General features: G+C 36.3%; 24 protein-coding genes, 5 tRNA genes and 1 other RNA gene. 3 read left to right on the top strand and 27 right to left on the bottom strand.

The window, feature by feature from the left end; all coding sequences use genetic code 11:
• Nucleotides 1-13: 13 nt before the first annotated feature.
• The 20 genes from H9636_RS09950 to H9636_RS09855 all read right to left on the bottom strand — a co-directional run bounded on the left by H9636_RS09950 (nucleotide 14) and on the right by H9636_RS09855 (nucleotide 18009).
• The gene (locus tag H9636_RS09950; RefSeq protein WP_191707457.1) at nucleotides 14-1126 is read right to left on the bottom strand and encodes an amidohydrolase; all 1113 of its coding nucleotides are present in this window, start codon (nucleotides 1124-1126) and stop codon (nucleotides 14-16) included.
• A gap of 162 nt (nucleotides 1127-1288) precedes the next feature.
• Nucleotides 1289-1432, bottom strand: coding sequence for a hypothetical protein (locus H9636_RS09945; protein WP_191707456.1), 144 nt, complete (start codon nucleotides 1430-1432; stop codon nucleotides 1289-1291).
• Between the two features lie 193 nt (nucleotides 1433-1625).
• Entirely contained in the window at nucleotides 1626-2477 is an 852-nt protein-coding gene (locus H9636_RS09940; protein WP_225230170.1) for a PhnE/PtxC family ABC transporter permease, read from the bottom strand.
• A complete protein-coding gene (locus H9636_RS09935) occupies nucleotides 2477-3268 on the bottom strand; it encodes a PhnE/PtxC family ABC transporter permease (protein WP_191707455.1) in 792 nt (263 codons plus the stop codon). The genes H9636_RS09940 and H9636_RS09935 overlap by 1 nt, the downstream gene beginning before the upstream one ends.
• A gap of 15 nt (nucleotides 3269-3283) precedes the next feature.
• Complete coding sequence (gene phnC / locus H9636_RS09930; protein ID WP_191707454.1) at nucleotides 3284-4117, bottom strand: phosphonate ABC transporter ATP-binding protein; 834 nt, start codon at nucleotides 4115-4117, stop codon at nucleotides 3284-3286.
• A 102-nt stretch (nucleotides 4118-4219) separates the two neighbouring features.
• Nucleotides 4220-5326, bottom strand: coding sequence for a PhnD/SsuA/transferrin family substrate-binding protein (locus H9636_RS09925; protein ID WP_191707453.1), 1107 nt, complete (start codon nucleotides 5324-5326; stop codon nucleotides 4220-4222).
• A 113-nt stretch (nucleotides 5327-5439) separates the two neighbouring features.
• On the bottom strand, nucleotides 5440-6252 hold the full coding sequence (locus H9636_RS09920) for a PHP domain-containing protein (protein ID WP_191707452.1): 813 nt from the start codon (nucleotides 6250-6252) through the stop codon (nucleotides 5440-5442).
• On the bottom strand, nucleotides 6242-6940 hold the full coding sequence (gene phnL, locus H9636_RS09915; RefSeq protein WP_191707451.1) for a phosphonate C-P lyase system protein PhnL: 699 nt from the start codon (nucleotides 6938-6940) through the stop codon (nucleotides 6242-6244). Before phnL ends, H9636_RS09920 begins: the two co-directional genes overlap by 11 nt.
• Nucleotides 6941-6955: 15 nt before the next feature.
• Nucleotides 6956-8131, bottom strand: coding sequence for a phosphonate metabolism protein PhnM (phnM, locus tag H9636_RS09910; RefSeq protein ID WP_191707450.1), 1176 nt, complete (start codon nucleotides 8129-8131; stop codon nucleotides 6956-6958).
• Between the two features lie 11 nt (nucleotides 8132-8142).
• Nucleotides 8143-8979: an ATP-binding cassette domain-containing protein gene (locus H9636_RS09905; RefSeq protein ID WP_404817746.1), complete on the bottom strand. Its 837-nt coding sequence runs from the start codon at nucleotides 8977-8979 to the stop codon at nucleotides 8143-8145.
• Nucleotides 8969-9820 (bottom strand): alpha-D-ribose 1-methylphosphonate 5-phosphate C-P-lyase PhnJ, encoded by an 852-nt coding sequence (locus H9636_RS09900; RefSeq protein WP_225230169.1) that lies wholly within the window; start codon nucleotides 9818-9820, stop codon nucleotides 8969-8971. The genes H9636_RS09905 and H9636_RS09900 overlap by 11 nt, the downstream gene beginning before the upstream one ends.
• Nucleotides 9813-10904, bottom strand: coding sequence for a carbon-phosphorus lyase complex subunit PhnI (locus H9636_RS09895; protein WP_191707448.1), 1092 nt, complete (start codon nucleotides 10902-10904; stop codon nucleotides 9813-9815). The genes H9636_RS09900 and H9636_RS09895 overlap by 8 nt, the downstream gene beginning before the upstream one ends.
• A gap of 2 nt (nucleotides 10905-10906) precedes the next feature.
• Nucleotides 10907-11470, bottom strand: coding sequence for a phosphonate C-P lyase system protein PhnH (gene phnH, locus H9636_RS09890; RefSeq protein WP_191707447.1), 564 nt, complete (start codon nucleotides 11468-11470; stop codon nucleotides 10907-10909).
• A gap of 12 nt (nucleotides 11471-11482) precedes the next feature.
• Nucleotides 11483-11905, bottom strand: coding sequence for a phosphonate C-P lyase system protein PhnG (gene phnG / locus H9636_RS09885; RefSeq protein WP_191707446.1), 423 nt, complete (start codon nucleotides 11903-11905; stop codon nucleotides 11483-11485).
• A gap of 98 nt (nucleotides 11906-12003) precedes the next feature.
• A complete protein-coding gene (locus tag H9636_RS09880; protein ID WP_191707445.1) occupies nucleotides 12004-12735 on the bottom strand; it encodes a GntR family transcriptional regulator in 732 nt (243 codons plus the stop codon).
• A 72-nt stretch (nucleotides 12736-12807) separates the two neighbouring features.
• On the bottom strand, nucleotides 12808-13344 hold the full coding sequence (locus tag H9636_RS09875; protein ID WP_191707444.1) for a 5' nucleotidase, NT5C type: 537 nt from the start codon (nucleotides 13342-13344) through the stop codon (nucleotides 12808-12810).
• Nucleotides 13345-13488: 144 nt separating this feature from the next.
• Nucleotides 13489-15552, bottom strand: a complete 2064-nt coding sequence (locus H9636_RS09870; RefSeq protein ID WP_191707443.1) for a TRAP transporter permease — start codon at nucleotides 15550-15552, stop codon at nucleotides 13489-13491.
• On the bottom strand, nucleotides 15542-16057 hold the full coding sequence (locus tag H9636_RS09865; protein ID WP_191707442.1) for a DUF1850 domain-containing protein: 516 nt from the start codon (nucleotides 16055-16057) through the stop codon (nucleotides 15542-15544). The genes H9636_RS09870 and H9636_RS09865 overlap by 11 nt, the downstream gene beginning before the upstream one ends.
• A 68-nt stretch (nucleotides 16058-16125) precedes the next feature.
• Nucleotides 16126-17118 carry a TAXI family TRAP transporter solute-binding subunit gene (locus tag H9636_RS09860; protein ID WP_225230168.1) on the bottom strand — a complete coding sequence of 331 codons (993 nt, stop codon included), beginning with the start codon at nucleotides 17116-17118 and terminating at the stop codon, nucleotides 16126-16128.
• 333 nt (nucleotides 17119-17451) lie between these two features.
• Entirely contained in the window at nucleotides 17452-18009 is a 558-nt protein-coding gene (locus H9636_RS09855; RefSeq protein ID WP_191707441.1) for a superoxide dismutase family protein, read from the bottom strand.
• A 146-nt stretch (nucleotides 18010-18155) separates the two neighbouring features.
• Here H9636_RS09855 and H9636_RS09850 point away from each other — a divergent pair, with 146 nt between their 5' ends.
• The 3 genes from H9636_RS09850 (at nucleotide 18156) to ssrS (ending at nucleotide 19582) form a co-directional block, all read left to right on the top strand.
• Nucleotides 18156-18338 (top strand): putative motility protein, encoded by a 183-nt coding sequence (locus H9636_RS09850; RefSeq protein ID WP_191707440.1) that lies wholly within the window; start codon nucleotides 18156-18158, stop codon nucleotides 18336-18338.
• Between the two features lie 237 nt (nucleotides 18339-18575).
• Nucleotides 18576-19217 (top strand): YfbR-like 5'-deoxynucleotidase, encoded by a 642-nt coding sequence (locus tag H9636_RS09845; protein ID WP_191707439.1) that lies wholly within the window; start codon nucleotides 18576-18578, stop codon nucleotides 19215-19217.
• 172 nt (nucleotides 19218-19389) lie between these two features.
• A non-coding RNA gene (gene ssrS / locus H9636_RS09840) (6S RNA) lies at nucleotides 19390-19582 on the top strand.
• A gap of 89 nt (nucleotides 19583-19671) precedes the next feature.
• Here ssrS and H9636_RS09835 read toward each other — a convergent pair.
• The 7 genes from H9636_RS09835 to H9636_RS09805 all read right to left on the bottom strand — a co-directional run bounded on the left by H9636_RS09835 (nucleotide 19672) and on the right by H9636_RS09805 (nucleotide 21246).
• Nucleotides 19672-19902, bottom strand: coding sequence for a hypothetical protein (locus H9636_RS09835; RefSeq protein ID WP_191707438.1), 231 nt, complete (start codon nucleotides 19900-19902; stop codon nucleotides 19672-19674).
• A 217-nt stretch (nucleotides 19903-20119) separates the two neighbouring features.
• Complete coding sequence (locus tag H9636_RS09830) at nucleotides 20120-20725, bottom strand: class I SAM-dependent methyltransferase (RefSeq protein WP_225230167.1); 606 nt, start codon at nucleotides 20723-20725, stop codon at nucleotides 20120-20122.
• Nucleotides 20726-20851: 126 nt separating this feature from the next.
• A tRNA-Glu gene (locus H9636_RS09825) sits at nucleotides 20852-20923 on the bottom strand.
• Nucleotide 20924: 1 nt separating this feature from the next.
• Nucleotides 20925-20999, bottom strand: a tRNA-Asn gene (locus H9636_RS09820).
• A 9-nt stretch (nucleotides 21000-21008) separates the two neighbouring features.
• Nucleotides 21009-21085: transfer RNA gene (locus tag H9636_RS09815), tRNA-Ile, on the bottom strand.
• Nucleotides 21086-21090: 5 nt separating this feature from the next.
• Nucleotides 21091-21164: transfer RNA gene (locus H9636_RS09810), tRNA-Gly, on the bottom strand.
• A gap of 6 nt (nucleotides 21165-21170) precedes the next feature.
• Nucleotides 21171-21246 (bottom strand) — tRNA-Phe (locus H9636_RS09805).
• Between the last annotated feature and the right edge of the window lie 109 nt (nucleotides 21247-21355).

Genomic DNA, 21355 nt, shown 5'->3' with positions numbered 1-21355 from the left:
CTCTCTATAGTCGTTATCTTTTTGCTGCATTGCTTAGTAAGGTTGTTAATACTTTTGCACCTGTAATTAACGCCTCTTTATTGAACGTCATTTTAGGATGATGTAAACCAGGTGCTAAATCAGCCCCGATACCAATCATTGTCGCTTTTAGATGGGGGCGTAAAACAGTGTAGTAATGGAAATCATCGCTTCCTGGTGTGGAAATTGGTTTTTCTAAACACTCAACACCTAAAGATTCTACAATCGAAGCTTTTGCCATTTTCATCGCTTCTTCAGAAACTTCTGCTCCTGGCGTTTTATCGACCCAATCCCAACAAATCTTCACTCCATACATTTCACCTATTGACTTAAATCCTTCTTCGATTTTTTGTTGGATTTCGTCTAGGACTGCATTTTTTTGGGCGCGGACATCCATTGAGAAAGTCGCATTTCCAGGAATTATGTTTGTGCTTCCCCCATCCGCAACGATTTTTGTCAATTTCGCACTATACACTTCGAATGGATTTATATAAATATTCTTTAACAGCTGTTGAATTGCAAAAATAACATCGATGGCATTTTTTCCTTGATGGGGTCTAGCACCATGGGCATCAATTCCATGAATAGAACCGTTTAAAAATAAAGCTGCCCCATGATGAATAGCTGGAGTAATTTTTCCTAGAGGCAATTCCTCTATTGGACGTAAATGAACTCCAAACAAGTGCGATACATCATCTACAACTCCACGTTTAACCATTTCAATCGCTCCACCGCCAGTCTCTTCGGCCGGTTGAAAAATAAATCGAATACGTTTATTTAAAGGTTGATCTTTTAACTGAAGGAGGGCACCTAAAACCATGGAAATATTAGCGTCATGACCACAAGAATGATTTGCACGCATTTCCCCATCCACTTCTTGCCATAATGCATCAATGTCCGCTCTTATAGCAATCACTTCTTTGCCTTGACCAATTTCCGCAATAAGACCCGTTAAATCAGAAAAAAGTTTGTAATTTACTCCCATTTCATCTAATATCGATGCAATTTTTTTAGTCGTCTCTACTTCTTTCCAACTAACTTCTGGATTCTCATGAAAATGCTCAAACCATCCATAGATAACTTCCTCGTATGTTCTAACCTGCCCCATGTTTTCGCACCTCGATTTTTATTTCACTTATTCTATTATACATAACCATCCAGTAAATATTAACCGCTTCTGCCCACCAATCAAAATTAAGACGTTGAAAGAATGATATATGAAATAAAAAAACGACAAACTCCTTAAAGGATTTGTCGCCGCCAACATATTCTATAAATCAGAGAAGAATCCAGGTGGATATTCTTCGTAGTTGTTCGATTCCTCATTTATATATTCTTCCATTTCTTCACATTCTATCTCTAATTTCTCATCCAATAAATAAGTTTCAAACTTAGATAATAATAAATTATTCACCTTGTGCAACACTCCTTAGTTTGAATTTTCAGATATTTTATATCATACACAGTTTACCCTCGAAATACAACAAAATACTGTTAAATATGCAATAAAAGTATTAAAACAATCTCAAATTGCGATGAATCGTTTATGTAACTTTTTTAAACGTAAAAAATCCCCCGATTTTAGAGGGACTTTAACTTTCCTTTTTTTATGATTTGCTGCCTATTAACTTATTTTTAATACGAATAGAGATGAACTCTAAAATAAGGGCAATAATTAATGCGAAGTAAGTTATCATTCCGACTTCATGCAAATCATAATAGAAGCTTGATGCCATAAATAATTCAAACCCAATACCACCTGCTGCAGCTGCCGCCCCCATCGCAATTGCTACACCATAGTTTGTTTCAAAACGAAGGAATGTCCAGGATACCATATAAGACGAAGTTTGGGGTAACACAACATGTATGATAATGTGCCACCATTTTGCGCCAGTCGCTCGCAATGCTTCGATCATTCCATTATCGATTTCTTCAAAGGATTCTGCGTAGGCTTTTGTTAAATATGCAATGGTGTGTAACGTCATCCCTAATATTGCCGCCACACTACCTAGACCCGCTACAATGGCAAAGATTAATACCCATAATACGGTAGGTACCGCGCGAATAAAGGAATTAAAAGCGATAATGACGTTTGAAATATAAGAAGGCATTAAGTTTTTCGCACTAAGTATCGCTAAGAAAAAGGAGATTACAGCACCGATTAATGTTGATAAAAAAGCCAATGCTAACGTAATTAAAATTTGATACAACGCTGCAGTTAACGTAACTTGACTCAAAGCAGGCTGTAAAAACATCATTTTCAAATTATCTAAAGTGTAGAAAATGGCCGTTTGGATATCGATTGCGCCATATTCTAAAAAGAACGGCGCCACGATTGTAAAAAGAACGAGAAAACTTAAAATAAAATGCAATACAAAATTGGAACGATTAAATGTTTTTATTTGAATCTTTCCGTTTCGTATCTTTATATTACTTTGCATGGACGAGGTAGCCTGCATTACAAAATGAGCCTCCTAACTTTATTTGAAATAAATTCAATGACGATGACGACTACAATGATACAAATTGTAATTAAACCAACTGTCTCATAATCGAGTCGTTTATAATACAAATCAAATAAATAACCAATTCCAGTACCCGTTAATAATCCAACAAGTGTAGCACTTCTTATATTGGTATCAATCATAAAGAATAACCAACTGACCATTTGCGGTAAACTTTCAGGAAGTACCCCTCGGAAAACCATTTGGAAATATGTAGCCCCTGTTGCATTTAAAGCTTCAACAGATTCCATACTTGCTTCATCAATTGTTTCGATAAACGCACGAACTAAAAAACCAAAAGTAGTGAAGAATAGAGCAAAATAGCCTGTTACAACATTATGACCAAAGGAAATAACGAGCACTAACGCCCATGCTACGACCGGTATGTTACGGAATACAGATGCAATTAATCGTGAAAAGGCTGCAAGGGGTCCGTTTACTTTCGTTGTTTTCGAGCCAAATAAAGCGAAGAACAGTGCAAACAAACCAGCTGTCGTAGTTGAAATAATGGATAAAACAATCGTTTCCCAAAGTTTTGATAATACTTTAGAGAAGTTTTCCATCGCCTCTGCACCTGGAATTAAGTTCGCCGCCATCCACCCAATCGTTCCAGGTATGGATTGAAATCCTTCAATAAAATTAAACTCGGTTAACCTCGAGGTACCCATCGTAATGAGTAACATAATAAGTAACACTACTGTCATTTGGATTTTCTTTTTTTTAATAATATCAAGACGATCGTCCATTACTTTTGCACCGTCCTATTCCAAAATCAAATCTTCAATTTCTGATCCGTAAATATCTCGTATAGCAGAGTTAGAAAGCTTTTCAGGTACGCCGTCATAAACAATTCTTCCTTTATTTAACCCAATTACTCGATCAGAATATTTCAACGCTACATCTACTTGATGAAGATTGACTAATACGGTAATCCCCATCGTTTCACTAATATCCTTTAAATGATCCATAATGATCTTTGAAGCATTCGGATCGAGGGAAGCAATTGGTTCATCACAAAGTAAAAGTTTTGGCTGTTGTACTAATGCGCGTGCTATTCCAACACGTTGTTTTTGCCCACCACTTAATTGGTCACATCGTTTATAGGCAAACTCTTTCATACCGAGTTTGTCCAAAATGGATAACGCTAGCTCCTTTTCTTCTTCCGAAAAAAGACTAAACACTCCTTGTAAGGTCGATTTATAACCAAATCTGCCATGTAACACGTTCTCAAATACGGATAACCGTGAAACTAAATTGTAGTGTTGGAACACCATGCCAATTTTTGACCGTTGTTTTCGTAAATCTGCCTTTTTTAAAGAGGTCATCTCCGTATTATCAAATACAATACTTCCGCTCGTTGGGTCAATCATTCGATTAATACATCTTAGAAAAGTTGATTTCCCAGCACCTGATGGACCAATGATCGAAATAAATTCTCCCTGTTTTAATTCCATTTGAATATCTTGAAGAACAGGCGTGCCGCGATTATAACTTTTATATAAATCTTGGACTTTTAAAATCACTTCTCCCTTTTGGACCTTTTTTGAAATTTCGACGCTCGAATTGATTGGCTCCTTATTCAAAACCTGTTGCATTATGACAACTCCTTTTTAATAACTCAGCCTCTTCTACTTAAACACGATTTTTAAAAAGAGAACTTATAAAGTTTTATAAGCTCTCTCTTTTCTTCTCAAAAATTATTTCGATAATTCACGGATTGGATCGAACCAAGCGTCTTCAGCAGTGACGAATCTTTCATTTCCACCTTCAGATTTTTCGAATAAACCAGGTGTTTCAGATCCTTCTGGAACGAAAATTTCCTCATTGTTTGCTGTTTCATCTGAAGTAAATGCTTCTTCTAATGCCGTAATTTCCTCTGGGGAAAGTACAGATTGATTTACTACGAACGGAGCATTTAATACCGGTGTTACAGAAATTAACGTGAACTCTTTACCAGTTAAGTTATTGAATGGCGCTGCTGCATCATCCTTTACTTTATAAACAGCACCTGGTGTATTCGCTTCACCTTCAACTAATTCCACATAATTGGATACACATGTATCACAGAAAGCAGAAACATCAGAACGTTCCATTAACATGTTTACAGCGGAACCTTGGTGAGAGTCACCAAATAGTACTTCTGGGAATAAATCGTTCGATTCTGCTAAATCTTCTGCTGTTAAATCTTTGTACTCTTCTTGCTCGCCAAAGTGGCTAACGATCGCTTCGGAAGGTACTTTAAATCCCGATGTTGATGAAGCGGATACGAACGAAAAACGTTTACCAGCAATTTTATTAATATCGAATTCGCCATTTGTTTTATATTCTTCGGCCTTATCTTTTGGTACTGCTAACCAACTATAATATACAGCGTCATCAAGCGTTCCAGATGCACCAGATGGAACAACTAAAGGTTGTACATCTGAACTTTTTTCATTAGCCTCTATATAACCTTGCGCTCCCATAAAGGCAACCTGCGCATTACCATTTGCAATCGTTTCAATTGCAATCGCATAATCTGTTGTTAATTTATGTTCTACTTCACGGCCAGTAGCTTCAGAAATTAATGAACCTAAAGCATCACGGGCTGCTTTTAATTCATTGCCCGACTCATTTGGATACCAAACAACCGTTAAGGGTTCGTCATTTTTTGAAGTGTCTTCGTTACTTGCATTTTCTTGATTACTTGATGTTTCATCACTCGTATTGGCATTGCCAGTATCTGCAGCCTCGGAGTTACAACCAACTAAGGCTAGAACTGCTAAAATACTCATGAAAATAATAGCAACAAACTTTTTCTTCATTTTAATCTCCCTTTAATTTCATAGTTTTTGTAGATTGTCTTCTACACAAATTATTAAAACATATATTTATCGGTTAAAAAGTAGTCTCCAAAACACTTAACAATTATTAACATCTATTTAATAAACGGGACATGCTCCATATTCTCTACTATATAATTTTCGCTATTTAGAACCGCGCCGTAACGCCCATGATCGTCGGATCCACCTGTTAAAAATAGTTGATGTTCCCGTGCAATTTTTACAATTCGAACCACTTGTTCATCCCTATGATCAGGATGAGTAGACTCAACCCCCTTTAAACCAAAAGGAACGAGCTCCTCTGCTATATCATAGGAATCAAGTTGCCCCGGATGAGCACAAACCGCATATCCTCCATCAGCCACAATTGCTTTAACTGCTTCGAAGGCGTCTAAATAGTCAATATCTCCGGAAGCTACCCCATTACCTTTAAATAATGATTTATATAACGTCTGGTACTTTTCAGAATTGAAAGGGCTCTCTGTCAGAGCATTCATAATATGTTGCTTATAGAGAATGCCTCCCTCTTTTACAAAAGACATTACTTGTTCTTCCGTAATATCAATTCCAGAAGAGATAATTTGCTTTAATTGCCATAAAGAATGCTTATGCCGTTTTTGTAAAAGTGGATCACATAATGCTTTAATATGATGATTTTGTTTAAAATCGTAGCCTAATATATGAACCTTCCGATTTCTTTTGAAGTCATATGCGGAAATTTCAATCCCCGGAATAAATTGAATCCCGTATTCTTTTGATAAGTTAAAGGCAGGTTCAATATGATCAGTTGTATCATGATCCACAATACTCATGTGCGTTAAGCCTTTAGCGCTAGCTTTTTGAAATAACTCCTCAATCGTATCTGCCCCATCTGAATAGGTACTATGCATATGAAGGTCAACTTTCAACTGCATTCACCACCGCTTTCTGCATAGTAAATACCTCATCACATAAACCTTCCATAAATTCTAAATCATGAAAAATTCCAATTAGTGTTGTGCCTTGCTGCTTCAGTTTTTCAATGGATTCCCTCACCTTTAGCTTTGAAGCATCGTCTAAACTTGCTGTCGGTTCATCTAACAATAATAAACGAGGTTTTTTTATGACAGCTCTAGCAATATTTAAGCGTAATTTTTCCCCACCTGAAAAATAATTCGGATAATTATGCCATAACGACTCATCTAAATCGAAATGTTTTAATGTTTCCTTAGCCTCTTTTACCGCCTGTTCGCTGTTCATCCCTGCTTCCAACGCAGATTGCTCGACCAGTTCAAATGCCGTTGTTCTCGGCATGACAGATAAAAATTGTGAAACGTAGCCAATTTCATATTTTCGTAAATGAATCATTTCCCGAGGGGTAGCCGACAAAATATTGATGTTTCCGAATTCTTCCGACTCATAATAAATCGCACCTGCCTGAGGCTGATACGTCCCATATATACTTTTCAGAATAGTAGATTTTCCACTTCCACTTTTTCCAACGATTCCAAGAAAATGGCCTTTCTTTACAGTAAACGAAATATCCTCAATTGCCTTTAACCTTTTATTTAAATGATGAATGGTGAAATATTTTTGTAATTTCTCGACTTGTATCATAAACAACCCTCCCTGCTAACGATAATTTGTTTGCATAATCACTTTTCCATCAACCATCGTCGTTGTAATGGTCGGGTAACCGTCATCCATTTGCTCAATAATCAATAAATCTGCCTTTTTATTTTCTTCAATCGACCCGATTAAATGCCCTAAATTAACTGCACGGGCTGGATTGATTGTTACTAATTGGAATAAATAATGTAAATCTTCCTCGTATTTATTGTTCATTTCAAAAATGCCATGGAGCATTGCCGGTGGATAGTAATCGCTACAAATAATATCGATTACCCGTGCTTGAATTGCCTCTGCCGCACTTAGATTTCCTGAATGGGAACCGCCAAGTAAAATATTTGGCGCACCAGCAATTGTTTGAAGTCCTATTGCCTTTGCAGCCTTTGCTACATCTAACGTAATCGGAAACTCACTTATCGTCGTTCCATAGGATTTAACAAGTTTTAATTTTTCAACTTCATCGTCGTCATGGGAAGCAACCGCAATATTTCTTTCTAACGCTAACTTACAAATTTCCTCTATTTGATCTAAGGTTATTTTTTCTTTTTCAATTTGGCTTTCAATTAACGTATCCGCCTCTTGCTCTGTCATATTTCGATAACCGCGCATTATTTGTTTATAAATTTCAAGATTGCGATATTGTCCTTGCCCTGGTGTATGGTCCATAAAAGATAAAAGGTGTACTTTGTCGTCTTTAATGTTTTCAATCAACACCGGCAATTGGTCTAAACAATCAATTTCAAAACGGGCATGTAAACGGTGGCGAATTAAATGCTGACTTTGATGGGAGTCATTGATGGCATTAACACATTTTTGAACATTTTCCGGATTGCGAATCGCTTTATGAGAGTATTTATCATCACCGTAATAGGATAAAGAGTGGAAAATCGTCGTAATCCCATGGGTCATTAAAATACGTTCACTTTCCCGCAAACCTAACGTCATATCCATCATCGAATTTGGGCGAGGTGATACAATTGTTTCAATATAATCAGAATGAATATCCACAAAGCCTGGAGAAATGTATCCACCGTTGGCATCCATGACAACTGCATCGGCATATTGCTGTACTTCATTTTCATGAATAATTTTCGAGATGATATCATTTTCTACAACGATTGCATGATGTTTTAACATCTCTTTTTCTGTAACGATCGTGCCATTTGTTAATATGAACATAACGACGCCTCCTAAAGTAGTGAGTAAACAAGTTGCTGTGTATAAGCATGTTGTGGGTCTTCTAAAATTTGATCTGTTAAGCCTTCTTCAATGATTTGTCCATTTAGCATAACGACTGTTCGATCTGCTAGCATACGAATGACTGCTAAATCATGAGACACAACTATCATTGAAATTTGCATAACTCGTTGTATCGTTTTAATCAAGTCTAGCACTGCTGCTTGAACCGATAAATCCAATCCCGTTGTCACTTCATCTAGCAAAAGAATTGGTGGATTACTAGATAATGCTTTTGCAATTTGGACCCGTTGTTGCATACCGCCAGAGAAATTTTTAGGTGGTTCTTTACTTCGTTTAATGGAAATATTTACTTTGTCTAATAACGCATTACTTCGATCTACCATTTGTTTCACATTACGATTACCGGCTGCTATTTGTTTTTCTGCAATATTACTAATAGATGAAAAGTCCATCTTTAAGCCTAGCATCGGATTTTGATAAACCATTCCTAATAATGAGTTGCGGATAAATCTTTTTTGCTGTCCGGACTGGGTAAAAATATTTTCATTTCCATTAAAATAATCCGTTAAAAAGCCTTCCCCTGTTGTCGTTTCTTCATCGAAGTATAAACATTTCATTAATGTTGACTTACCACTACCACTTTCACCAACAATCCCTAAAATTTCACCCCGGTGTAGATCGAGGGAAATATTTTTACATGCATAGACCGTTTTACAAACTGGACAGAAATTTCGTTCTAACTTTGCATTTTCATGTTGGCAATAAGAACACCCTTCACCGTATTGCTTCGATAAATTTTTTATTTGTAAAATTGGTTTATCGAACATGAACAGTCCCCCGCTTCTCTAAATATTCCTGCATAAAGCTCGTATCATTACATAAATAATACGTTTCTCCCGTTTGCTCATCGGTTAATTCATCTAGGAATACATCGGTTAATCCAGTAACTTTACATGCCTTCCCTTCAAATTTTTCAATTTCAAAAGGATAATCATCAAAGGCTAACGATTCTACCTTTGTATAAGGAGGTACTGCATAAATTTTCTTCTCTCGTCCAGCTCCAAATAGTATTAGGGCGTCACTATTATGAATTTTCGGATTATCGAATCGGGGAATTGGACTCGGATTCATGACATAACGATCATGTACTAACACCGGATAATCCGCTCCTTGAGACGTTTGGTTATAGCGCATAATCTGTTCAAACAGTAACAACCATGCTCCGCTATATTCTCTCTCTGCATGTAACTGTTTTGTCTTGAACTCACTTCGCTCCACTGAACGAAGAGGCTCTGGCTCAGGAACTTGCAAAATCATAATTTGATCACTTCTTAATGGCACTTCCGGTATTCGGTGACGGGACTGAATTAAAGTCGCCTCCTTTGTATGAATCGTTGTTTCAATCCCTGTTGTGCCTTGCACTAATTTCTTTATATTAACGGCATTCACTGACTCATCAGAACCTTGGTCAATGACTTTTAACACATCCCTTTGTCCAACTAGGGCAAGGGTTATTTGAAGTCCTCCCGTCCCCCATCCCCGACCAATGGGCATTTCTCTTGAAGCAAAAGGAACTTGATAACCAGGGATAGCCACTCCCTTTAAAACCGCTCGTCGTATTTCTTTTTTCGATTGCTCATCTAAAAATGCGAAAGGAAATTTACTCATTCGTGACACCTTCCCTTTTAATTTTCCGAATTTGCTCCAATTTTGATTGGAATGTTACATAATGGGGTAACTTCAAATGAGAGATAAATCCAGTTGATTCCACCGTATCTACGTGAAGGAGAACAAATTCCTCATCATGAATGGGTATTTTTTCCGGGTTTTCTAAAGCATGATCTAATATCGACATGGCAATTGCTTTCGTTTCATTTTGACCAAAGCAAGCACCGTAACCGATATCAAACTCTAAAACTTCTTTACCATCTTCACTGACATTAGCCGGAATAAACGACTCAACTTCCGTCAATTTAATGGAGCCAATGTAATATTCTTCTCCTTCTTCATCTAAAGCAATATGGATTGGTTGATAACCTACTCGCACTTCCCCTACGTTCGGATGGGAAGATCCGTAACCGCGCAAACCAGCATAACCAAGGGAAGTGACCGTCCCAGTTTGGCCACGGGTTAAAATTTGAAGACGTTCGCTCCGACTACTTGGAAAAGTTAAGCTTTCCTTCGTAATATCATCGGGTTCTTCATCATTTAAAGGAAATTCATTAATGAGACCTTCTTTTCGTAAATAATCCATTACTTTAGGTAGTTTTTCTAAAGGTAACGAACTTTCCTCAGGTACTTCGATTGCCTCGAATTCTGCTTTTTTTCTTAAGACGTCTTGTTCTGTTTCCTCTACTAAAGAAAAATCTAGTAAGCGATGCAAATAGTCGTGGGATGCCCCTAGAATTTGACCTCCTGGTATATCTTTAAAACTCGCTGATATACGACGAATGACGAACATATCTCTAGCATCCGTTACAGTAGAATAATATAGTCTCGGTAAAGTGGAGCGGTGGGCTCGTAACAAAAATACTGCCTCTTCTACATTACCTTCACTTTGTTTCATAGCTAATGCGGCAAGACGCTCACTATAAAGACTGCTTTCTGACATCACTTGATCTAAGAAACCTCGCATTGTTGCTTTAATCGATTCAACATCAATGAATTTCCCTTCTTTAATACGTTCATAGGTTAAATGTTGAAGGGAAGCCTCGATCGCTTCCTGTCCACCTGTTACTGCTACATACCCCATCTTTACTTCACCTCCGTTACCTTTGTCGTTCTTGGTAGTGCCATCCCATAGCCACTTCGGTCGATAAATAGGACATCAATGCCAAGGGGATATTCAGCATTTAACTCATCTCTTATTTTTAGAAAACCCTTAGAAATATCCGCATGAATGACCGTTTTATCTTTAATGCCGGGCCCCATTAATTCCAGCTGTATTCCATCCATTAAATTGTCGACTTCAAAAAATAACGTTGCTGACTTTTGCGGATTCAAAAGGTCACCCTTTTTCGCTACTTTTAAATCAGCAATCTCATTGGAATCTACCGTATTCGGAATAATAATGAAATCTGCCTCTTCTACTTTTGCTTCGTGACTTCCTGTATATGCTTGAATTGATTGACTAACCTTCTTTTCACCTATTACCGCAAACGTTACTTCGCCATCTAAAAGGGTTTGGCAAACAAGTACTGTTTGCGAATATAAAGGAGATAGTTCGTTTGGACTTTGTTCCAACTGAACAATCTTCCCGGGAAAGGTCATAGCCTCCAATATCTTTCGGAATGTACGTTGTGTACGATGTTCATCCATTTGTACGCCTCCTTAAATTTTCATTGTTTCGAAATTAACTTTTGTCCGCTCGATGGAACATTTTAATTGCTGTAATTGTTGTTGATAGCGTTGTTCTAGCTTTTCGAACTCCCCTTGCCAATTTTGCGTCTCTGGTAAATTTTCTTTATAAGCCGCATCAACTATCGCTAATGCACGGGATAATCCTTCATCATCTTCCATCACTACGCCAATTCCAAAACTTTCGACAATTTTCACTTTCGTTTCTGTAACTAATACTTCTCCTATATAAAATAACGATTGCTGTGCCGACTCTCGCATCTTAATCATCGTTAAGCCTAATTTTGGTGCTTGAATTTCTTCCACTTGATACTTTGTTGAAATTTCATTTGCAAATTGAATCGCTTCATTTCTTCCTACTTCAATTAATAGTTTTGTTCTTAAAGCTCTTTTCATCTTTTGCACCCCTTTCAATGCAAATGTATCTTGTCGCCAAGTAGAAGACCATTAAGCTAGTGTGAAGTTTTTGTAAAAAGGAAAAAAGGATGCCTCTTTTAACAGAGACATCCTTTTTCTTTTTGAGTATTCGTTAATTGGAAGGAGAAGCGGTCGCTTCGATATAATATTTCCGTATATTCTAATTGAACATTATCATCTTTATTCCAGTTGTCCGATTCAACTAAAATGATAGGGACTAAATTTTCACAGTGAAGCATCATCCGTTCATACTTACCTGGGAAAATAGTTGAAAGTCTTGTAAATGAACTTTCGAAGTTTTCAATACCGTGGGTTTTATAAAATTGGTAGATGGAGGATAATTGACTACGCTCTTTTTTTATTTCAGGAAAAAGATCTGCATTTACATAGGAACGATGGAGTGCAGCAGGTTCACCATCGACAAAACGTAATCTTTCAATAATATAAAGGGTCTTACAATGAGCAAATTCTATATGGGGATATTCCAAATTAGACATTTCGATTTGCTCCAGCCTTGTTAAAACAGACTTATAATCCTTCGTTTGCTGCTTCATTTTTTCACTAAAACTAACATCCCCAGTTAGAACGATATCTAATAATTTACGTTTCGGTTTTACAAAATGACCAATTCCTTGTTTTGATTCAATCATCCCCATTTGTTCTAAATCTAAATATACGTCTCGGATTCGTTTACGGGGAATAGAAAACATTGCAGCTAATTTATTTTCACTTGGTAATTTAAGACCTTCTTCGCAATGACAATTTTGAATTTTTTCTAATAAATAGTCTCGCACATCGATGTTATCCATAATTTCACCTCAATCTCTTCCTTCTAACCTACAATGAATGGGGTTAAAATTTGGTGAACAATGTTATCCTACTTATTGCTTTACTGGTAAAAATAAAGTTCGAATTTCTTGCCAATTATGAACACGTTTAAATTCCGTGCAATACTCATTATAACTTTGGGAATATAAAATCCCTTCTCCTGTAAAGGATTGAAGTTGCTTTACATTATCATCGATTAAATAATCTGCCTTTACGACCTTCTTATCTCCGCAGAATATAAAATAGGCGGGGTTTAAAAATGGAAAATGTTCCAATAACCATTCATATTTAGCATTGAAGCAACCCGGCACATCCATTGCTGCTGTCGCAATATAAATTTCATAGTGCTCACTCAATTCTTTTAATACAGGGACAGCATCCTGATCTTCCAATTCGAAATCTCTAAAAAAATCAGGTTCATTAATCATTAAATAAAACTGATGCGCCAATTCAGGATATTGGGCTTCAATTTTTGCTACGTCAAAGTCTTCTTTAGAAACCGAAATATTAAAACGCTCTTGAAAAGCTTTCGTTGCTTTACCTAAAAAATCCGCTATTACTTGATCCATATCAACTGCAATACTCTTCATAAATACCTCCAAATGTTCGTTTTAATATTAGTGTAAAGTAAGCCAATGGTGAAAAACAATGCAATCTCCATCTATTTACAGAAAATTAATTTCTTTTACATTCTATAAAAAAAGCTTGCACATTATTGTGCAAGCTTCTATTTCTTAATTTGTCGCAGTTCCTAATCGATCCGGTTTATTTCCTTTATTTTTTGTTGCTAATTGAATAAAGAACATAATACCGAATACGACTAATCCGATAATGTCAGACAATGATTCCGGATAAACCATCGCTAGTCCTGCGGCAATAATAATTAATCGTTCTAACAAATTAATAGGACGGTACCAATAGCCGATAACTCCCGCTCCTATTGCAATCATTCCAAGCATTGCTGTAATGACTAACCAAGCAACTTCCCAGAACGTCACATCGATCATTAAAAGAGATGGTGAGTAAACAATCATATACGGTATAATGAATGCCGCAATCGCTAGTTTTGCAGAGTGAACCCCTGTTTTAATTGGATCTCCACCTGATATACCCGATGCAGCAAAGGCTGCCAGTGCAACTGGTGGAGTAATGTCTGCAATAATACCAAAGTAGAATACAAAGAAATGAGCAGCTAATACTACTGTAATCGGCACTAATGCTTGAGAAACGTCAGGTGCTAGAAGCGCAATAATTGCCGGTGCTGCAATCGTCGATGTAATAACATAGTTCGCTGTTGTTGGTGCACCCATCCCCAAAATAAGGGATGCGATCATAACAAAGAACAATGTTAAGAAAATACGTCCGCCTGCTAAATCTACTAAACTATTTGCTAAGCTTAAACCTAAACCTGTTTTAACAACTACCCCTACAATAATACCAGCACAAGCTGTTGCAGCGGCAACCGATAAAGCTGTGCGAGCTCCATCTACTAAAGCATCGATAATTTCGCGAATGCCAAACTTCACATCTTTGTTGAAGAAACCGACGATGATACACGCAATAATACCATATAACGCTGAATGGATTACTGGTACACCGAACATCATAATGACAACAATTAATGCAATCGGAATTAATAAATAAAGTTTTTTCCAAATCATTTTTCGATCTGGCATTTCATCATCTGTAAGACCACGTAAGCCAAGACGTTTAGCTTCGAAATGAGTCATAATCCATATTCCTGCAAAATAAAGTATCGCTGGAATAATTGCGGCTTTTGCGATATCCCAATAAGTAATACCGCGTCCGATAAATTCAACCATTAAAAAGGCAGCAGCACCCATAATTGGAGGCATGATTTGCCCCCCTGTAGAAGAAGCTGCTTCTACGGCACCAGCAAAATCTTTTTTATATCCTAGTTTTTTCATTAGCGGAATCGTATAAGCACCTGAAGTAACAACGTTTGCTACCGAACTTCCTGAAATCGTCCCTTGCAAGGCAGATGAGAAAATAGCTACTTTTGCAGGTCCACCAATTAATTTCCCTGCTACCGCAATCGCTAAATCATTAAAGTACTCCCCTACCCCTGTTTTTACAAGGAAAGCACCAAAAAGTAAGAATGCAAAAATATATGTTGCCGAAACACTAATCGGCGTACCTAAAATACCATCCGTTGAGTAGTACATTAAATTAACTAGTTGGTCTAATGATTGACCTCGATGGGCAAAAATATCTGGCATATATTGTCCATAAATTGCGTAGGCCAAAAATAAAACAGCAATAATCGCTATCGGTAATCCAACTGAACGTCTAGCAGCCTCTAATACTAATAAAATTACAATTAAACCTACGATAAAGTCCATTTGCGTAATTGTTCCAAGGCTTGTTACTAAACGGTCATAATTAATTGTCCAATAAGCTCCTGTTACAGCAGCTACTATAGCCAAGATATAATCATAAAATGGTATCGTATCTTTTCTTCCCTTTTTACGAGAAGGAAATAGTAAAAATACGAATGTTAAACCAAATCCTAAATGGATAGAACGTTGGATATAAGCAGTAAATTGCCCGAAAATAGCCGTATATAACTGGAATAGGGAGAAGGCAAGAAGCCCAATAAAAATAACCCATTTCATAATACCGGCAATTTTTCGCATATTCGCTTCTGTATCATACTTCTCAATCAACTCTTGTTGTTGTTCCTCTGATAATACATCGATATGCTCTGTGGCAAGCTGTTTATCTTTCAATGGGTCGATTGATTCACTAGTTGTTTGATGTTTTACATCACTTTTCATATACCATCACAGCTCCTCTCAGCTTGTCGAATAAAGATATTGTCTTCACTTCAAATAAATAAGAACTCCCTCGATGCAGCGATTTTTTCATGTTATACGTTTGTCCGTCGTAAACAAAATTTAAGTCCATATCGATGTCTCCAATATAAATCGTGAAATTATCTAATATTTTATTTTTGTATGCTAATTTGTATTTACCATTTTCATAACTTAACGTTTGATCTTCCTCTGCATGAGCCGGCATCCCAACGGCAACATCTTCATATTCCATTGAATGAAGTTTTATTTGATTGTTCTCCGTTATTTCATAAGATTCTAATACATCCGTTAAATGGATAGAATGAGTAAAACGAATATTAAACTTTTGTTCTTTGGAAACATTTATGTAATACACTTCTGGATTATTCGTCCGTGTTTCTTCAAAGGAAAACACGGGGTAAAGCGGTGAAAAGAAAAAAATAATCCCTACCACTAATACAATTAAGAATAGATGCGCCCGTTTCATTTAATCGCCTCAATTGAAAAGGACTTGAAGAAGTATGCCTTCAAGCCCTTCACTTCATTTCTTCTTAATTATTGTTCATCAAAGAATTTTTGAGCACCTGGATGAACATCGATACCAATACCAGTTAAAGCAGTTTCAGGACTAATAAATTCCCCTTTAGCATGGCTAATCTTATCTGTGTTTCCATAAATCGCTTTAGCAATTCCGTAGGCAACATCATCTGGTAAATCAGCTTTTACAGCCAACATTGCTAATACTGATACAGTAGGAACTTCCGTTTCTAAACCGTAAGTACCTGAAGGAATTGTATCTACTGCATAGTAAGGATATTTCTCGATTAATGCTTCTGCTTTATCAGCTTCTACAGGAACGATGACAACGTCTGTTGTAGCACCTAATGCTTCAACTGCAGCCGTTGGATAACCAGCAGTGATAAATGCCGCATCGATTTGACCCGTAGTTAAACCGTCTGTTGATTCACCAAAGTCTAAATTTTGCGGTTCGATGTCTTCCATCGTTAAACCATGAACTTCTAGCAATTGTTCAGCGTTCGCATAAGTACCCGATCCTGGTGCACCTACTGAAACTTTTTTACCTTTTAAATCTTCAAATGATTTAATACCTGAATTTGCAGTTGTTACTAAGTGAATTGTTTCAGGATATAAACCGCCAATTGCCACTAAATCATCAAGTGGTTGACCGTCAAACATTAACTCACCATTTTTGGCATAGTAAGCGATATCCGTTTGCATGAAAGCAATTTCAGCATTTCCATCTTTCAATGCGCTTACGTTTGCCGTCGAAGCTTGTGAAACTTCAGCAGTTGTTTTAATACCAGTTTCTTCTGTTATTAAATCAGCAAATGTACCACCTAATGCGTAGTATGTACCTTGCGTACCACCTGTAGCTAAACTTAAAAATTTAATATCAGATGCTTTTTCATCAGAAGATCCCCCTGATGTTTCTTTGTCAGTTGTTTTTTCTTCACCACCACAAGCAGCTAAAACCATTAAAAGTAAAACACTTAATAGTGAAAGAAACATTAATTTACTTTTTTTCAATTGAACCCCTCCAAATAATTGTTACATTACAGTTCAATTTTACCTATTAATCTTAATATGTGTCAATCCTTTTAATATTCTGTTAATAGATTTATAGATTTATTTTAAGTATAAAAACGCTTTCTTTTAGAAGGTATAATATATATTAGAATAATAAAAAAATTTAAATTACTATTTAAATTGTTATACTACACAATACTCAAATACACTTCTCTAGTATCCCAAAACTAATAATCCCAATTATTATAAATGGAAAAATGTTATATATAAAACATTTAATGGATATTTAAAAGACAAAAAGCTGTGTAATAAAATTATTACACAGCTTCATTCTTAGTTTTCGGATGTAATAACTCCACAGGCAATTCTCGCACCCGAGTTACCTGCAGGATCTGTTACATAATCATCTGCTTTTTCATGGATGACAATAGCACTACCATCAGCATCAAATAAAGAATTTTCCATACCCTTTTCTAACGTAATATTTTTCGCCACCAATTCAACTTGTACTGTTCCATCCTGCTCAGCAGTAATGTTTGGTAAATCTCCTAAATGTGGCCCCTTTGGATTATTAATACCGTGATGTTTGCCTAATGGATTAAAATGAGCTCCAGCAGATTCAAACGATGGTTTTTCACATTTACCGACTTCATGTATATGAATTCCATGCTCTCCTTCTGGTATTTCTGTAAGCCCTAGGGAGATAAGAACACCATCTGTCCCCTCCGTCATTTCCATATGTCCAATTTCTTTTCCTTCAGTATTTATTATTTTTGCATCTGCTTTTAACGCTTCAGGGGCTGCAACTGTGATTTTTTCTTGTTCAGCAAACAAGTTACACCCGCTTAAAAGTAACATTAAACTACTAAAAATCAATAATTTTTTCCACATTTTAGTTGTCCCTCCTCGAAAGGAGTATTGCCATATGTGTTTTGAAATATTCCGTAATTGTCGAAAGATGTCATTTTTCCTTTTCTTTAACTGTTTATTAAAGTCGTTATTTATTAAACCGATATGTAGATTAAGGAGGTGGAATCTTGGATATCAATTCAATCATGTCTGCCCAAGTTGCTCAACTTCAACAGACTGTCCAAATGAGTATTATGGATAAATCTCTAAACTTAGCGACAGCAAGTACAGTTGAAATGCTTGAACAAATGACAGAACAAACTAACGCTACCCATCCATACAAGGGTACGGTTATTGACATTTTATTATAAAAAACGAAGACCTTTATATAATACATAAAGGTCTTTTAAGTATTTTTGTTTAATTAGTTAAAAAACTGTTCTCTTATACCAAAATTGTGCATATTGTATAAATTAAACACTAAACGATTAAAAGTTTGTAAATGCACCTTTAAGTGTTTGTAAAATGTTTGAAACTCTACCCTTTATGGAAATAAATAGATGTAAGATGCAATTAAGGGCATCTATTATGCTCAATCTAAATCGGGAGTGATTTTTATAGGTATTCATAAGTTTTTCACAAGTTTAAATGATTTAGAACGTATTTTCCGTGCACCTGGGCGTTTTAAGTTTGAAGAACATAACGTTGCAGCCCATTCTTGGAAAGTGTCTCAATATGCCATGTTTTTTGGTACTCTTGAAGAAATGAATGGAGCAACAATAGACTGGAAATCCCTTTATGAAAAAACCATCAATCATGACTTTGCTGAAGTTTTTATCGGCGACATTAAAACACCGGTCAAACATGCTAGCGTAGAACTAAAGCAAATGCTTGCCCATGTCGAGGAAAAAATGATGGAAAAATTTATTAGGGAAGAAATACCCCCAGATTTTCAAGCGGTATTCTTTGATCGAATGAAAGAAGGAAAAGATGCAACAATTGAAGGTCGACTTTTAGAATTTGCAGATAAGCTAGACCAGTTTTACGAGTCCTTTGCGGAATTAAAACGTGGTAATACGGATAAGGAATTTGTTATCATGTATCAACAGGCATTACAAAAAATATTGGCTATACCACTAGAAGTAAGTGTAAATTACTTCCGAAATGAAATCTTAAAGGATGTCATGAAAGAAGATACCCAAATTAATCTTGTTACCCTAACAAATGAGGTATTAAATAAAATAAAATGATAGCAAAAGTTTTCCAATGATGGAAAGCTTTTTAATTTGCCAAAAACATAAACTCCATTCTCCTACATACTATAAAAACCATAAATTTCTTCAATATTATAATGATAAATATTTGACATTTTTCATCATTCATACTTACTTGCGCAACAATTTATAATCGTATATTATAACAATAAAGCTGCGTTGTTCGTACAAATATTAAGTTTTAACCTTTGAACTGTAAAAGGGAGTTTTAATCGAATAGGGAATGGCGGGCGTCACACTCCGGTGAATGACGATATACAGGAACTATTCTGCGAGCACCCACCTGGTGGAGTCGTGGTTTTAAAACTTTCTATTAATAATTACGGCAAGGCGGCTTTGCCATACATAATGATGTATAGCAAGGCTTAGAAAAATCTCTCATCACCAATTGATGAGAGATTTTTTATGGACTTATAAAGAATGGATTACCTTATTCAGTGTTCGGTAAAGGTTTTTCAGGTCGATTAATACAGTAGTTACAATTCGAATCACTACATTTTGTTTCAGTCCATCTGTTGCATTTTGGGCAAATATAAGCATCATAATCTTCATAATAAATTAAATTCATTTCGCAAATCATGCAGTTATTTTCTTCATCCACAAACCCAACAATTTCAAAGTTATTAACAATGACTACTCCATTCCTTACTTCTATTTTCATAAACCCTCCTTAAGTTGGAAATATATGAATTAGTTTTTTATAGCAAATTTTATCGATATGTTGATTTTTTTCTTTAAAAATGCCACTTTTATCAAGCACCAATAATTCTTCTTTTAAATGCTTTTCAAATAAAGCACTATTTTCCCCTAAAAAACGTCTTGAACCGTAGGAAGTTGAATATAAGTTTCCAATTATAGCGTCTAATGTCCATATGTGTTCAAAAGGGTTTATACATCTCTAATTTGAATTTAGAATTCAATATAATTTCTTCGTAGCTAACTGTCGGGTGAGAATAGGTTGTATTCCCCGCTCTTCTTTTCTTTCCATACCATTGTTCAACTACTTGCTGTATCTTTAATTGCCACGGTAAAAGTTCTTTATTGGTAGAATAATTATCAATAATAGCAATACCACCACCATGTGCAATCATTTCATATAACATATCAAGAGTCTTTTCTCTATCCATCCAATGAAACGCCTTAGCAATGGTGACAAATCGAAAAAGATGATTATTAAATTTCTTTCTAAACGATTCTAGATCTCCATTAAACCATTCCAAATTCTCTAATAAATATTCCTTTTCAAGACGAATTGCTTCTTGTATCATTTCTGGCTCATTATCAATCCCAATTATTTTTTCAAACCAATCCGACAATCTGAATGCTAATTGTCCTGTACCACACCCTAAATCAAGCATTTGACCTTTACCATCAAATGAAAACTTATCGATTAAATATCTAATCATTGAAGCTGGATATAAAGGTCTATAACGAGAATAGTACCAAGCAGTACCTTTAAATAAGTCATTACCGTAATTAATCATTTCCTTACTCCTTTCCCAGTTAAATCAACACTCCTTATTTCTTAAATATACAAAAAAATAGATGATAAAAACGAAATGTTTTTATCATCTATTTTTAATTTGAGCCTATCTTTTTAGCTCATACTATGACCCGTACGGGATTCGAACCCGTGTTACCGCCGTGAAAGGGCGGTGTCTTAACCACTTGACCAACGGGCCGTGGCTCCGAAGGTAGGACTCGAACCTACGACCGATCGGTTAACAGCCGATTGCTCTACCACTGAGCTACTTCGGAATATTTTTATGGTGGGCCTAAATGGACTTGAACCATCGACCTCACGCTTATCAGGCGTACGCTCTAACCAGCTGAGCTATAGGCCCCCATTTGGAGCGGGTGATGAGAATCGAACTCACGACATCAGCTTGGAAGGCTGAGGTTTTACCATTAAACTACACCCGCATTATATGGTGGGTCGGGACGGAATCGAACCGCCGACACTTAGAGCTTCAATCTAATGCTCTACCAACTGAGCTACCGACCCATAAAATCATATTCACCTTATCGAATAAAAATAATGGCGGTCCCGACCGGGATCGAACCGGCGATCTCCTGCGTGACAGGCAGGCATGTTAACCGCTACACCACGGGAC

It is taken from the genome of Ureibacillus galli, from assembly GCF_014836845.1.
GTDB lineage: Bacteria > Bacillota > Bacilli > Bacillales_A > Planococcaceae > Ureibacillus > Ureibacillus galli.
Note: the sequence above shows the minus strand (reverse complement) of the source record. Positions and strands in the feature narration are given on the sequence as shown.